13 protein-coding genes and 3 pseudogenes are annotated in these 12849 nt (G+C 51.0%); 6 read left to right on the top strand and 10 right to left on the bottom strand.

Annotation, left to right across the window (positions count from 1 at the left end; genetic code table 11):
• The first annotated feature begins 92 nt into the window (after positions 1-92).
• Positions 93-977, top strand: coding sequence for a LysR family transcriptional regulator (locus EH206_RS17895; protein ID WP_009114287.1), 885 nt, complete (start codon positions 93-95; stop codon positions 975-977).
• Positions 978-1046: 69 nt separating this feature from the next.
• On the opposite strand, the gene EH206_RS17890 is transcribed toward EH206_RS17895, so the two are convergent.
• From EH206_RS17890 to EH206_RS17880, 3 genes and pseudogenes are all read right to left on the bottom strand, one after another.
• Positions 1047-2318, bottom strand: coding sequence for a cytosine permease (locus tag EH206_RS17890; protein WP_009114286.1), 1272 nt, complete (start codon positions 2316-2318; stop codon positions 1047-1049).
• Between the two features lie 19 nt (positions 2319-2337).
• Positions 2338-3027 (bottom strand): annotated as a pseudogene (locus tag EH206_RS17885) (helix-turn-helix transcriptional regulator).
• Between the two features lie 28 nt (positions 3028-3055).
• Entirely contained in the window at positions 3056-3469 is a 414-nt protein-coding gene (locus tag EH206_RS17880; RefSeq protein WP_009114285.1) for a GNAT family N-acetyltransferase, read from the bottom strand.
• 530 nt (positions 3470-3999) lie between these two features.
• Here EH206_RS17880 and EH206_RS17875 point away from each other — a divergent pair.
• Positions 4000-4413: a RidA family protein gene (locus EH206_RS17875; RefSeq protein ID WP_009114284.1), complete on the top strand. Its 414-nt coding sequence runs from the start codon at positions 4000-4002 to the stop codon at positions 4411-4413.
• Between the two features lie 46 nt (positions 4414-4459).
• Positions 4460-4600 (top strand): annotated as a pseudogene (locus EH206_RS17870) (CcdB family protein); the annotation flags it as partial.
• Positions 4601-4718: 118 nt separating this feature from the next.
• On the opposite strand, the gene ccdB reads toward EH206_RS17870, so the two are convergent.
• The 6 genes and pseudogenes from ccdB to EH206_RS17840 form a co-directional block, all read right to left on the bottom strand.
• Positions 4719-5024, bottom strand: coding sequence for a type II toxin-antitoxin system toxin CcdB (gene ccdB / locus EH206_RS17865; protein ID WP_009114283.1), 306 nt, complete (start codon positions 5022-5024; stop codon positions 4719-4721).
• A 5-nt stretch (positions 5025-5029) separates the two neighbouring features.
• Positions 5030-5248, bottom strand: a complete 219-nt coding sequence (ccdA, locus tag EH206_RS17860; RefSeq protein ID WP_009114282.1) for a type II toxin-antitoxin system antitoxin CcdA — start codon at positions 5246-5248, stop codon at positions 5030-5032.
• A gap of 113 nt (positions 5249-5361) precedes the next feature.
• A pseudogene (locus EH206_RS17855) lies at positions 5362-6366 on the bottom strand (tyrosine-type recombinase/integrase); the annotation flags it as partial.
• Between the two features lie 542 nt (positions 6367-6908).
• The gene (locus EH206_RS17850; protein ID WP_009114280.1) at positions 6909-7838 is read right to left on the bottom strand and encodes a nucleotidyl transferase AbiEii/AbiGii toxin family protein; all 930 of its coding nucleotides are present in this window, start codon (positions 7836-7838) and stop codon (positions 6909-6911) included.
• Positions 7825-8607: a type IV toxin-antitoxin system AbiEi family antitoxin domain-containing protein gene (locus EH206_RS17845; RefSeq protein WP_009114279.1), complete on the bottom strand. Its 783-nt coding sequence runs from the start codon at positions 8605-8607 to the stop codon at positions 7825-7827. The genes EH206_RS17850 and EH206_RS17845 overlap by 14 nt, the downstream gene beginning before the upstream one ends.
• Before the next feature lie 342 nt (positions 8608-8949).
• Positions 8950-9882 (bottom strand): COG2958 family protein, encoded by a 933-nt coding sequence (locus EH206_RS17840; RefSeq protein ID WP_009114278.1) that lies wholly within the window; start codon positions 9880-9882, stop codon positions 8950-8952.
• A gap of 513 nt (positions 9883-10395) precedes the next feature.
• On the opposite strand from EH206_RS17840, the gene EH206_RS23450 reads away from it, so the two are divergent.
• On the top strand, positions 10396-10857 hold the full coding sequence (locus tag EH206_RS23450; protein ID WP_009114277.1) for a hypothetical protein: 462 nt from the start codon (positions 10396-10398) through the stop codon (positions 10855-10857).
• Positions 10854-11075, top strand: a complete 222-nt coding sequence (locus tag EH206_RS17830) for a helix-turn-helix domain-containing protein (RefSeq protein WP_009114276.1) — start codon at positions 10854-10856, stop codon at positions 11073-11075. The genes EH206_RS23450 and EH206_RS17830 overlap by 4 nt, the downstream gene beginning before the upstream one ends.
• An 83-nt stretch (positions 11076-11158) precedes the next feature.
• Here the strand turns inward: EH206_RS17830 and EH206_RS17825 are convergent, their stop codons facing one another.
• Entirely contained in the window at positions 11159-11365 is a 207-nt protein-coding gene (locus EH206_RS17825) for a hypothetical protein (RefSeq protein ID WP_040343412.1), read from the bottom strand.
• A gap of 475 nt (positions 11366-11840) precedes the next feature.
• On the opposite strand from EH206_RS17825, the gene EH206_RS17815 reads away from it, so the two are divergent.
• Positions 11841-12710: an integrase domain-containing protein gene (locus EH206_RS17815; RefSeq protein WP_009114275.1), complete on the top strand. Its 870-nt coding sequence runs from the start codon at positions 11841-11843 to the stop codon at positions 12708-12710.
• Positions 12711-12849: the final 139 nt, after the last annotated feature.

The following is a 12849-nucleotide window of genomic DNA, read 5'->3' as shown; positions in this document are numbered from 1 at the left end:
CTATGCGAGGGTTTAATTGAGTGTATTTCTTTGGTAAATGGTGAACAATTAGCCTAAATGGCAAGTTACTGTTGAATTTAAGAGAAGAATCCATGTCATCGGTTAACGATCTATTCTTTTTCAGCCGTATTGCATCGTTAGGCAGCCTGACGGCGGTGGCCCGCGAGCTTGGACTTTCCCTGCCCGCGGTCAGCAAAAGGCTGACGCAGTTGGAAAAGCGGCTTGGCGTGCAGCTGATACAACGCACCACCCGACGTTTGGACCTGACGGTGGAAGGTATTCTTTATGCCGAAGGGGCGGCGCCGATACTGAAAGAAATCAGCGAACTGGAAAGCGCCGTCGCCAGAAATCAGCGTTCGCTGTGCGGCAAGATGACGGTGAATGCCTCCTTTGGTTTTGGCCGCCGCCACATTGCGCCGCTGATTTCCTCTTTTTCACGGCTGCACCCCGGCCTTGAAGTGCAGCTCCAGCTCTCCAGCCAGCCGGTCAACATGCTCGACGCCGGAATCGATATTGATATCCGCGTGGGGAAACCGCCCGATTCGCGTTTGATTGCGCGGAAATTGCTGGATAATCCCCGGGTGCTGTGCGCGTCGCCGGCCTATATTGCCCGCGCCGGCACCCCGAAGACGGTGGCCGAACTGTCCGAACATAACTGTATGGTGCTGCGGCAGTTTGAAAGCGATTATTCATTATGGCGTTTCTACCAGGACGGCAAGGAATTTACCCATAAAGTCTGCGGCAGCCTGTCGAGTAATGATGGCGAAGTGATTATGTGCTACGCGCTTGATGGACACGGCATTATTTTGCGCTCGTTCTGGGACGTCAGAGATTATCTCGCGCGCGGCGAACTGGCGGCGCTATTGACCGATTTCGCCACCCCGGCGGCGGATATCCACGCGGTTTACCAGCAGCGCCGACACGTACCGGCGAGAATTATTGCGTTTATTGATTATTTAACCGAGCATTTGGGGTAAATGCCCCTGTTTCCTGAAGCCGCACTCTTATGCTATAGGGTGCGGCCCTGTTTAATGTTCAGCCGAAAATCATATCCTGCGGGCTTTAATCACCCAATACAGCATACTGGCCGCCAACAGTGAGTTAAGCGCCGGGATCCCCCATTCTATGGCGAAGCCTACCACGGCGCCGACAATACTCGCGGCGATGGCCGCCCAGCCGATCAACGGCGTATCGGCGATTTCCGGGAGTTTGCCTTCTTTTCTGCTCGCGGCGAGCAATTGCCGATGAGTCCCTAAAATATAATAGTCGACCAGCATGATGCCGATAATCGGCGGGAACAACACGCCAAGCAGGGTAAGAAAATCCACGAATCTATCTAAAATACCCATCACGGAAAGAGAGGTGCCAATAAACCCAATTACCAAGGTGATCGACATATAGCTGAGTTTTCTGCCGGTCATGCCTTCTATGGCGTTGGCAATGCCCAGCGATGACGAATAAAGATTGATGTCGTTGATTCTCAAGGTGGAAAAAATAACCGCGATCAGCCCGATTCCCCCGGCGGTTTGCGACATGATGGTCACCACGTCGGCGGTATTCAGCGCCCGGGCAATTAATATCGCCAAACCATTGACGATGAATTCCCCCACGATGATCGACATAATGGTGATCCAGAAAACGTGGTTGCCTTTTTGGGAGTAGCGGGTCATATCGGGGGTAATTAAACTGGCCACAATACAGCCGCCGACCACCATTGTGGCCCCGGCGCTGATGGAAATGGCCGCGCCGGTGGGAGCGGAACGCAGTAATTCGGCAATATTGTGCCCGCTGAGGGTCATAACGGAGATGTAGCCGACAATAAGGATAAACAGCGGAACGGCTATTTTCGCGGTAAATTTTAATGCCTTGAAGCCAAAGGCGACCAGAATCGTCAACGCGGCGCCGGACAGGGCGGCCGACCAGCCGAAGCCTAACCTGTCGTCGAGGGCGAAGTTGAGGGCTTTGGCAAATACGGCGTTTTGCACGCCGAACCAGCCTAACAGGCTGACGGCAATCACTACGCCGATCAATACGGAACCAACGCGTCCGAAGCCGCACCATCTGGCCAGCAGGCTGCCGGATAATCCTTCTTTCATGCCCGCATAGCCAAGGCCCAAGGTTACTACCCCGAAAATCGCGCTGCCGATAAAAATCGATATAAAGGCATCGCGTAGTGTCATCGCGTTGCCCAGTACGGCGCCTAACATAAATTGATCCAGCGCGGTCAGCATCCCTATATGGACCAATGCCACATTAAAAAAGGGCAGCCGTACATTCATCGGCACCCGGCTGACCGGATAATCATCTATTCTTTCCATCTGAATATATTCCTTATATTTAAATAAATTGAATGCCTTTCTCTATGAGTGAATTGGGAAGGTAATTATCCAGTCCCAGATGATGGCAAAACGCTTCAAATTGATTCAACGAATGGACGTTCGCCTTTTGATACATGCTATATACCCTGTTCTCAATGGTTTTATATGAAACGTTCATTTTTTTGGCGATCTCTTTATTGCTAAACCTTTGCAATATCAGAAAAACAATATCAAGTTCAGACTTGGTGAAAATGTTGGTGGTTAATTCGGTGTTCAACGTGGTGGGCTTTTTGTGGTTAATATAAACCAAAGGAGACAGCGTATTAAGCGGCCTGGCGTTCCACATGGTTGCGATGCAAATCCGCTCTGCATTAAAGATGGGGATTTTCTCGCTAATGAACGGCGTTAGCGTTTTTTTGCCATACCAATAGTGGGTTTCGATAACGGTAACGCGCTGTGCGCTATTTTCCGTACGGCGGTCATGCTCTTGCAAGTCATCGGATAACTCAGCCCAATCGGCAGGAAACTCATCATCAAACTTCCCCTCGATATCAAAATTCAGGGGAGTGTTGGTATAAAGATATGCCGCTTTATTCATATAAATATGTCAGGATTTCAAGTCTTTGATACCCCAGGGCTCATTCAAGCACTCCATCATGGTAATAAGACTGCGGATATAATCATTTATACTTTTAGGCGACGATGGCATCCTGCCCTCCTTTTAGGCTAATGCTGACTCAGCGGATCGATTTAGCTAAATAGTGCCGCGTGTGCTTGTGGGCATATCCCGGCAGGTTTCCGTATTCGCGATACCCCAGTTTTTCGTAAAAGCCCCGCGCCTGAAAACTGAAGGTATCGACATAGGCCAGATGGCAACCGCGTTTGAGCGCTTCCTCTTCGGCTTTTTTCATCAGTTGGCTGCCTAATCCGGTTTTCCTGTGTTGCTCGCTGACCCACAGATATTGAACTTCAAGCCCTCCCCACCAGGTTCTGGCCACCAGACCGGCCACGATGGCGCCGGTATCGTCTCTGAAATTTAAAAATAACGGGTGAATATCGACGGCGTCATATTTTTCATTGTGTTTCCACAGACTTTGAATAACGAAGTCTTGTTCACTTTGATACGGCTTGTCGGTAACATTTAAATTCATTTATTATTCGCATCCTTATTATTGATATATTAAATTATCTCTTCAAATTTCAGAATTGGCTAATAACATAAATATTTTTCTGAAACAAGAGGGATTTCCCCCCGTTCTCACGATCGCGTATTGCGCTATGGTAAGCAGCGCTATGAATATAAAGATCGAGCTATTTATATAATGTCAGATTAACCGGGGCGTGTGAATAATGTCCTTCACCAGGGGAATATTTTCAGATGGGACAACAACGGGATGCCGTGTCGCCTAATCTCATGCCTTCGTTGACTATATCAATCAGCTGAACGCCAAGGAGAAATTGTTAATAACGACAGCCGCGTCCCATTAGGCGCCCAGGCAGCCTGCTCAGCTGCGAGGACGATCAAATGCCGATCTATTCTGGAGTGCAAGTTGCGGCGCGCATTGTTCGCCGTTTCGTACGGACTGTCCGCTACTGTCCGGCTAATCAGCGATCAATTTCGGTGCTAATATCGTTGTTGTCGGCACATCAAGAGAGTGACAGCCAAAAGAGGGGCCCGGCCATGACCGTATTCCGTGATGCAGTATTTCCTGCCGGGCGCCAAGCCCTGTACGAACGCAACCGCTATTCGCCCGCCGTGCGCTCGAACGGTTTTCTTTTCGTTTCGGGCCAGGTCGGCAGCCGGGATGATGGCTCGCCGGAGCCAGAACTGGAAGCACAGATCCGGCTTGCTTTCGACAACCTCAACTCGGTGCTTGAGGCTGCCGGCTGCAGCTTCGATGACGTGGTCGATGTCGCCCTGTTTGTTGTTGATCCTCAATCCACGCTCGACACCGTCTGGAAGGTGCTGCCGGAATACTGGGGCGATGCGCCATATCCAGCTCTGACGGGGGTTGGCGTCACATGGCTTTATGGCTTCCAGTTCGAGATCAAGGTGATCGCACGCCTGCCTGAAAGTACGAATAAGCCAGCCTGATCCTCCTCGCTGCCAAGGTCTTCAGGAGAGATCAAGGGCTGCGGGTACGGACGGCAAAGAGTACGCTGTTATGACTCACGAACTGGCAAGTATACCTGTCCGCTCCTTGGGAGCTATGTTTTGTGATGCCTCGCAGTATCGTATTCAGATAAAGGCAGCAATAGATTTCCTCATTGACGGAATTTAAAGCGTCTTTGTAAGTATCCCGCTAAACCGAGCCATTTATTTTTAGAGGTCTTTTGGCTCGTTGGTGTTACCTAATTTCGGGGGAGGAGGGAATGTGATGCGAACATTCAGGATCTCTCTTAAATCCCCAAAAACATAAGATTAATAGCATCCTTGATCTCATCCGCGTAGTCGCCGAGATCCGCAATCACTTCACCTATGACTTCAGCGGGAACGCTCGATAGTTCAGTGGTCATCAGCCGATAATTTTCGCCGTTGATGTGGAGTCGAGGGAACAGTGTCTCATTCACTTTCTCAGACAGGTGATGCGCTTCTATAAGCGGAATGACCATACGCCGCTTTGGCGTTTCGACAATATCACTTTGCACATCGACAAACATTTTGTAGTGACTGGCGCGTTTGTATTGATAAACAATGAATTGCATGATGATTACCAGTTCCTGTTTTCATCAGCAAAGCAGCCATTCTGTGCGATAAATCTGGCGACTTCTTCCATCCCTTCGCGGTTTTCCTTCTTCCACTCCTCAGCCTTTATACGGCGGGCTTCCTTGCCAATGACGTCATTTACCAGACCAGAAATGTTAACTCCGGCAGCACTCAGAACCTGATAATTGTCTTTGTCCACGGTAACGCTAACGCGGTGTTTCATGATAGAGATCCTCATTTATGCATACTGTGAGTATATACTCCAAGTGATTATTCAGCAATTAACCAAGAGGTAGCGTTGTATTCCGGGGTGCGCGACTAGTCAGTAGTCTGGCAGGTTTGATAGACAATCACGCGCAGCGCCTTGTTGACGGTGTTTTCACTCATTGGTTTGTTCAGAGTATGTGCGCCCGGAAAAACGAAGACCGATTCGCCGGAAAGCGCCTGAATCTGTTTCAGCAGGGCGACCGCCTGCCGCGACAGCGGCACCAGATGTTCATCCTTCATTTTTGCTCCACGCTCTGAGAACCGCACGCCGTTTACGGCTTCGCGCCGGGCGGGCACGCTCCAGATATGCGCTTTCAGGTTGAACTCATCCCAACGAGCGAGCCGCAATTCGCTGGATCGCAGAAAAACATGCAGATTCAGTTCCAGCGCCAAACGGGTCAGCATCCGGCCTTTGTAGCTATCCATCTTCTCCAGTAGTTCAGGCAGGCGTTTCAGCGGCAGGGCGGGGTGATGTTGGGTCACCACCGGGGTCACGACACCATCCAAATCGTAAGCCGGATTATATTTGATTACGCCCTGCTGGACGGCGTGGCGCATGATTTTGGTCAGATGCTGGCGTACCCGTCCGGCGACGTCATGCACGCCTTTATCGTCGATGGTTTTAACCAATTGTGCCAGATGTCGGGTCTCAATCAGAGCGATATCCATCGCACCGATCGCGGGGAAAACGTAGCGTTTCAGGCAGGTGAGGATCTTATCGGCGTGAGCGTCCGACCAGAGCTTAAGGCAACTGGTGTGCCATGCGGTGGCGATGTACTGAAAGGTGCGGGATTCATCAACGGCGGTGTTATCCGTTTTGCGCACCAGGGAAGGGCAGAGGCCGGACGCCAGCAGCTTACGCGCCGCGTCGCGCTTTTCACGGGCTTCCGCCAGTGTAGTTTGCGGGTAGGGGCCAAAGGCCAGACGGTTTTCCTTACCGCCGAAGCGATAGCGGAAATACCATAACTTAGCGCCGCTGGTGGATACCGTCAGGTACAGACCTTGCGAATCGGAAAGTTTGTAGGATTTTGCGCGGGATTTGGCAGCGCGGATTTTACTGTCATTCAGGGCCATGTGAGGGTCTCCTTCGTTCATCGAACTGAACGACCCGCAATCTGACCCCAAATTTTCCGGATACGAAGGGATAAATCAAAACGCATCGGGAAAGATTTTTACGCCAACTTATTGAATTACATACACATGGAAATTTATAAAGAGGCATAAAAAAGGAAAGGTGGCGGACTCGGAATCATATCCACGATTAACATGCTGTTTGTTATTGGTTTAATTGCGAAATTCTTGAAACAGAGCCCCCACTAAAGCCCCCATAAAAAATCGCTTTGTTTTTGTGATGGTTGTCACGAGGAATCGGTGTTTAAGGGGAGAGGCTTCGTTATGTGTGGAGTCAGGTCCACACATAACGGTCTGAGGTCCACATATAGTGGTGTTAAACGAAGAGACGACATGTGAATTAGGTGTTTTTGAGATAATGTATTGAAATGGATATGATTAGTTTATTGATTTAATTTGTATTTTTATTATTTTTTTGAGATATCGTCAGAACTCAGTTGAGATAATTAAACATCATGGCTTAATTCAATCTCTCTGAACCAGAGCTAAAAGTAATGCTCCAGAACCCTCTTCAGTTTGTTCACCGCCGCCGTAAATTTAGCCGCATTTTTAGCGTTCAGCGCCCATAAGTTACGCTGTTTCCAGCGAATGGCGGGGAGATACTGAATATCAGGATAGCGATACAGCGACCAGTCAGGGGTGTTTTGCTTATAGCTGAGTAAGAACTGTTGATCCTGAGTGGTAAAATGAGATTTCAACGCCTGCGGCAGCAATGTCGTTACCGACAGAAGTGATTCCAGAGAGGTTTCCTGCTGCGTCATGCCCGAAAATTCCTGTTGGTACAGCGTGGCGATCCGCCCCGTGTCCCAGTTTGGGGCCAGCAGTTCGGCTATGGGGCGGGGATGACCTGCCAGATAACAAAGAAAACCGTCAAAGATCTCGCGCGTGAGACCCGGTTTCTTCAGCATATTCAGTACGTCAAACAGATCGCGTGGATGCTGGCGATCGAATGCGGCGCAGATTTTTCCACCGTAGAGATCCGCCAGAGAGACGACATTCATGGTGGTGAAGCCATATTCCATTTCCACCTGCCCACACACCGGCATTTCTGCCGGAGGCAACAGCAATCCACGCCAGACCGGACTGACTTCAATCTTTATCTGCGCATAAGCGGCGTTAACGATAATGCGTTTTTCATCGGCTTTATTATCCTGCCGAATTGCGGTGAGCCCCCGCGTGCTATTCAGAGATTCGGTAATACGCCTCAATGCATCGTCGATGGCAGCGAGATCGGTATCGCGGTCCATGAAGGTCTTATAAACCAGATCGATATCTACCGATAGGCGAGGGAAGTCCTGCACAAATAAATTAATTGCCGTACCGCCTTTTAAAGCGAAACAGGATTCTTTCGCTACATGCGGCAGGGCAGTCATCAACAGTTTGACCTGTCGGGCGTAAATATCACGTTGATCCATCTTCGACTCCTTTCGGTTCAAATTCCTTGGGAACGGTGATCTGGTAATCCGGCTCCAGCCAGCCGCCGGGGACGATTTGCCGCTTTCCTGTCCCGGTATCTACACCACTCTGATCGAGATACTGGAAATAAGGATGTCCGTTGCGTTGCGCAAGGTAGAGCACCACCCGGTTGGTTTTCACCGAATGACTGGCAGAGAGCAGCGTCTGTAACTTACGCGGGCTGAGAAGGTTTAGCCCCTGAAACAGGGCGTCGGCATGTTCAAACGAGATATGCGCAGGAACGCCGCTGGCGATTTCATACGCGGCAAGTTCCGGGCAACTGCCCATTACTCGCCGATCGCCGATTTTCAGTTCTGTAGTGAATGGTGTTACATCAGCGGACAGGCCCGACGTATATAACGTGATAAAGGTGGCGGATTGTTTAAAGGTGGCGAACCATCCCGGTAGCTTGACGTAAGCCGGGAGCGTGAGCCAGACCTTTGGCCTGCCCGGTTCGGCATAGTGAGCATGGCCCTGTAGCGCAAGACTGGTCAGCCCTGCCACCCGTACCGGTTTTTCCCACTGAGTTTGCAGACAGGAAACCGCATCGACCCAGTCGGGTTCGCGACCCGTCCGACAGTAAACACCATGCGCTACCCGCCTGAGCCAGCCGTTCTGTACATAGCGGTAAGAGAGCTTACGATCTATGCCGTTGCGGCTAAGCCATGACTGGAGCAACACCTGACCGGGTAGAGTGTTTCGCATCAGCCAGTTTAGATAGTTTGTCAAGTGTCGCCTCTGGATCGACGAAAAACTAAATTATTAAACCAATATATTATGTGACAATGTACAGATGCAATATTTGGTTTAATTATTTTCGTAAAAGTCGATTAAAGAGCGACATTAAAGATAAAATATAAACGAATGTTCTATGTGGCAGGATGATATCCGATTAATGAAATATCATATTACCAGTTTGACATGGTTAACTGTCAGTGTGGCGTCCATCTCTTCAGACCAAGCTGGAGCAGCTACCATTACTCGTCTGTCGCTCTGATCATTGTGCATAAATACTTTCTGAACTTGAATAATGACCCATCACTGATGTATAGAGCAAAGGAGAGTGCCGCGTTACTTATTCCATAACGCCTTATGTACTTTTCCGGTCTGGTGATACTCAGCCACCAGATCGATAAACTCTTTAAAGTCTCTATTCTCTTCCACCAGCCGGTTAACAGATTGCCAGTCGATGCTGGTCCGCTCGCGCGCCGGGATCAGCGTCTGGCTATTGCCCGGATCCTGTGGGTTAAGCAGGATCACCCCAATGCCGTGCAGCGCGCACAGCATCTGAAGCTCTCGCTCAACGCCACGCTGCTTATCTTCGTTAATCTCGGTGGCGACCAGATAGCCAAAGTGCGCCCAGCTTGAATTGCTCACTGCCTGAAAGAAACATTCGCGCACGTTGCTACGGTTAAGCTGTCGTTTTACTTCAAATGACCACAGGCGGGTTAAACGCCCTTCACTATGGCGGACACAGTTTTGCACCACCGTATCCCAGCCCTTATCAAGAGGCTGCAACGCAACAATATCGGGATAAAGCCAGTGGTTGGCCCCTAAGCCTTTGTTGTTGCTTGAGCGCTTCTCATCGATACGGCGGCAGAGTAAATCCTCTTCTTCAGAGAGATACTCAATCAGCAACGGATAAAGCGCATGTTCAGATAAACTCACCGTTTCTGCCGAAGGTACCGGGGTGGTATCAGAAGGCAATTGCACCTGAGCATCGTCCGCAGGCTCGCCTCCCCAATAAAACAGCCTCGGTCGGGGCTTATCACGCGTCATCACTAACGGACACATGGCTTTTGCCTTCACGGTGCGGCTACCGCCTACCTCTGCCGTTATCTGGCTCAAAAAAGCGTCATCGCTGGCAAAACGCGGATTTTTACGTTTTTCAGCCAACTCATCCGCATAGATTTCGATGATTTTTTGCGCCAGTTGACGAGCAGTAAATTGCTCATCAGGATTCGCCTGTAATACGTTGATAATCATTTGGGGACGACTGGTCATGGACACGCCTGTAAGAGCCACATTCAACGCAGGCAGCGCTGATGTCTTGGGTTAATAACTCCTGTAAAGGTACACAGTTTACCGTTACAGGGTAGAAGAGCCAAGATCGGTGTCATCTTGCATAACATTTTCGAAATGATGGTTGAATCTCACTTTCATTGTGAGAACGATCGCTGTAACTTCAACTGGTTAACACTACTCTACATGATATTACGAAAAACACGATAGCACCCTCTTGCCGTTTATTCCCTGTCGCGGTATCTTTTACCCGCACCTGCAAAATCAGGTGCCGGGATTGGAACCCCGATGAACCTCACTGGCGACGAGACGCCAACGCGTCTTTTTTTATGTCGCGCGTTTAGCTACACCCAAATTATGGTGGGCTGGGCGGGGGCACCGCAAGGTGCGCCGGTTTCAGTGAGGCCGGTAGTTCCAACCCCGTTCAGTCCACCACCCTGAGATTGGAACCTCTGGTGGTGGTTATAAGTTAACTTCTCACTGGAGGCTGCCATTATGGCTACAACCCTCAACCAGACTCACCCGTTACTTACCCACCCTTTTAATGCCGATACAGATTTTACCGTGCTGGCCGAGCATTGTGAAAAGTGCGCAGATACTCAGGCGGAATGCTACGATCCGGCGCTGAAGATGGCTCTCTGCGGTCGGCTTGCCGCCGGTCTTGCGCTGCTGAAACCGGGCCTAAGCGATCCCATTCCGCCTCACCTGATAGACAGCCTGACCGTTGATACCTTGCCCACAAATTCTCCCCGTTTTGCCCCCGATGCGGATACGCTTTGCGATTACTGTTTTACCCTGACTCAACTTCTGCTTTGCCGGATGTTTCCACCACAAGCGGAAGAACAATTGCGTTGGCTTCTGGCGGAACTGGTTGATTACTTTGCTGCTGAACTGAAAGCCCCGCGCTGGATACGTACCGCCGACGGTGTGAAATGTATTAATGAGGAGGCTGCATGAATCGACAGGATTGGCATCCCGCCGATATTATTGCGGCGCTGAAAAAGCGGGGAACGTCGCTGGCGGCGGTTTCGCGTAACGCGGGGCTAGCCTCTTCCACGCTGGCGAATGCGTTGACAAAACACTGGCCCAAGGGAGAACGGCTGATTGCGGAAGCGTTGGGTGTTGCGCCTGCGGAAATCTGGCCTTTCCGTTACCGCAAGCCAGAGGAGCACTAAAGTAAAAAATATCTCCCGTCCCGTTATCGGTGAACGCGGATAACGGGACGGGAGAAGGCAAGCGAAGCGCGGCAGTTTGTCACTCATAAAATGACTAAAAAACCAACAAACAACTCTATAAAAGCAAAAAACAGTTTTCCCTTTCTGCCTTGTTGCCACGGGTGTAAGTTTTCGCCTGCACAAAATGCTTCACGACCTGAGAGAAGCGCCTGATGAATCAGGATGGTCAATCCCTTACCGGCGGCTACCTTTGTAAACCGCCGGGCCATCCTACCGATGGTTAAGGTCATCCTTCACTCTCTGCTCCAATCTATAAGCGGCGTGACGGGCTGCTGTCAGACTTCGCTGCCGCGTGGCCGCAATCTTGCACCAAAATTTCAATTTTCAATCACTGAGCCAGTCCAGTGCGTCACTTTAACCGCGCCAAGCGGGAAAGTGACGCACCAGCTCCTTTTGACTGCACCAGACAATTCAACTGCGCCAACGCACGGCGGGATTCTGACACCTTAACTAAACCCACTTTCACTCACAGGAGAACTTGAACCGATACCGGAGGGGGATCAGGACGATCCGGGGGATAACCCGCGCAAGCGGGCGGCTGCTCAGAGAGCACCACCGAAGCCCCGCAACACCTCAACGGCTGCCGCCCCGGCGCTCAGGTATCGTTCGCAGCCCGACAAAAATCAGGGGCTATCGGCCTATGCGCCGGGGAAGGTTGTATCTGTTTTGGATTTTGCGGCAATCATGAAAAGTGGACATGCAAAAATGAGTCTTTTGGAGCAGGAAATGAAAACGCTGGCGCGGCTGGCGGGCGGCAGTCATAAAACCGTTCATGACCGTATGGCGCTGGCGCAGCGATTTTGTGAGCGCTTACTGGCGCAAAATGTGCAGATCCGGCGGGTGGAGCAACTGAAAGCCCGACATATTGAAAGCTACGTTCGTGAACGGTTGGAACAGGGTATAACGAAACGCAGCCTGCAAAACGAAATGGCAGCGCTCCGCTGTCTGCTGAAGCAGGCCGGGCGTGATCGGTTGGCTGCCAGTGAACGGCTATCTAATAAATCGCTCGGCTTATCCGGCGCATCCCGCAACGGTACTCGGCAGGCCATCACGGCGGAGCATTATTGGCAGGTGCTGGAAACCATTCGTGCAAAAGACGCGGGCATGGCTGCGGTGTTGGAGCTTTCAAGGTTGATGGGATTGCGCTCTCAGGAAGCAGTGCAGTGTGCGCAATCGCTTAGGACATGGAAACAGGCGCTGGAGCGTGATGAAACCCGGCTGACCATCGTTTTCGGCACCAAAGGCGGACGGCCTCGCGAAACGGTAATTCTGGATGCTGGCGCAGTCAGAAAAGCGCTGGAAAATGCGTTAGCTGTGGCGGAACAACGCAACGGCAGGCTGATTGATAAGCCCGATCTGAAAAGCGCGATGAAATACTGGCACGGTCAGGCGTCGCGTATCGGCTTGACCGGCGCATATTCCCCGCATTCATTGCGCTACGCCTGGGCGCAGGATGCCATTCGCCATTACCTGGCGCAGAGATTCAGTGAAAAAGAGGCTCTGGCATTGGTCGCGATGGATTTAGGCCACGGCGACGGGCGTGGGCGTTATGTGGCGCAGGTTTATGGGCGTTGAAACGATGGGGCATTCTTGTCTCTGGTGCAGCGAAAGGGAAAAGGAAGGCTAAGGGTAACAGCGCCAAACCGGAAAGGGCCAAAGGGCTGAAAAGGTCGTGATTGGCGCAGTTCGATGTTCGTTCGACAATGCTTTGGTG

It is taken from the genome of Brenneria nigrifluens DSM 30175 = ATCC 13028, assembly GCF_005484965.1.
Classification (GTDB): domain Bacteria; phylum Pseudomonadota; class Gammaproteobacteria; order Enterobacterales; family Enterobacteriaceae; genus Brenneria; species Brenneria nigrifluens.
The sequence above is the reverse complement of the archived record's forward strand: the minus strand, read 5'-3'. Positions and strand labels throughout refer to the sequence as shown.

Coding starts and splice junctions, on each gene's coding strand:
- EH206_RS17890 (WP_009114286.1), bottom strand. CDS start 2,318: ATGGAAAGAATAGATGATTATCCGGTCAGCCGGGTGCCGATGAATGTA.
- EH206_RS17840 (WP_009114278.1), bottom strand. CDS start 9,882: ATGACCAGTCGTCCCCAAATGATTATCAACGTATTACAGGCGAATCCT.
- EH206_RS17880 (WP_009114285.1), bottom strand. CDS start 3,469: ATGAATTTAAATGTTACCGACAAGCCGTATCAAAGTGAACAAGACTTC.
- ccdB (WP_009114283.1), bottom strand. CDS start 5,024: ATGCAATTCATTGTTTATCAATACAAACGCGCCAGTCACTACAAAATG.
- EH206_RS17825 (WP_040343412.1), bottom strand. CDS start 11,365: ATGACCTTAACCATCGGTAGGATGGCCCGGCGGTTTACAAAGGTAGCC.
- EH206_RS17895 (WP_009114287.1), top strand. CDS start 93: ATGTCATCGGTTAACGATCTATTCTTTTTCAGCCGTATTGCATCGTTA.
- EH206_RS17850 (WP_009114280.1), bottom strand. CDS start 7,838: ATGGATCAACGTGATATTTACGCCCGACAGGTCAAACTGTTGATGACT.
- EH206_RS17815 (WP_009114275.1), top strand. CDS start 11,841: ATGAGTCTTTTGGAGCAGGAAATGAAAACGCTGGCGCGGCTGGCGGGC.
- ccdA (WP_009114282.1), bottom strand. CDS start 5,248: ATGAAACACCGCGTTAGCGTTACCGTGGACAAAGACAATTATCAGGTT.
- EH206_RS17830 (WP_009114276.1), top strand. CDS start 10,854: ATGAATCGACAGGATTGGCATCCCGCCGATATTATTGCGGCGCTGAAA.
- EH206_RS23450 (WP_009114277.1), top strand. CDS start 10,396: ATGGCTACAACCCTCAACCAGACTCACCCGTTACTTACCCACCCTTTT.
- EH206_RS17875 (WP_009114284.1), top strand. CDS start 4,000: ATGACCGTATTCCGTGATGCAGTATTTCCTGCCGGGCGCCAAGCCCTG.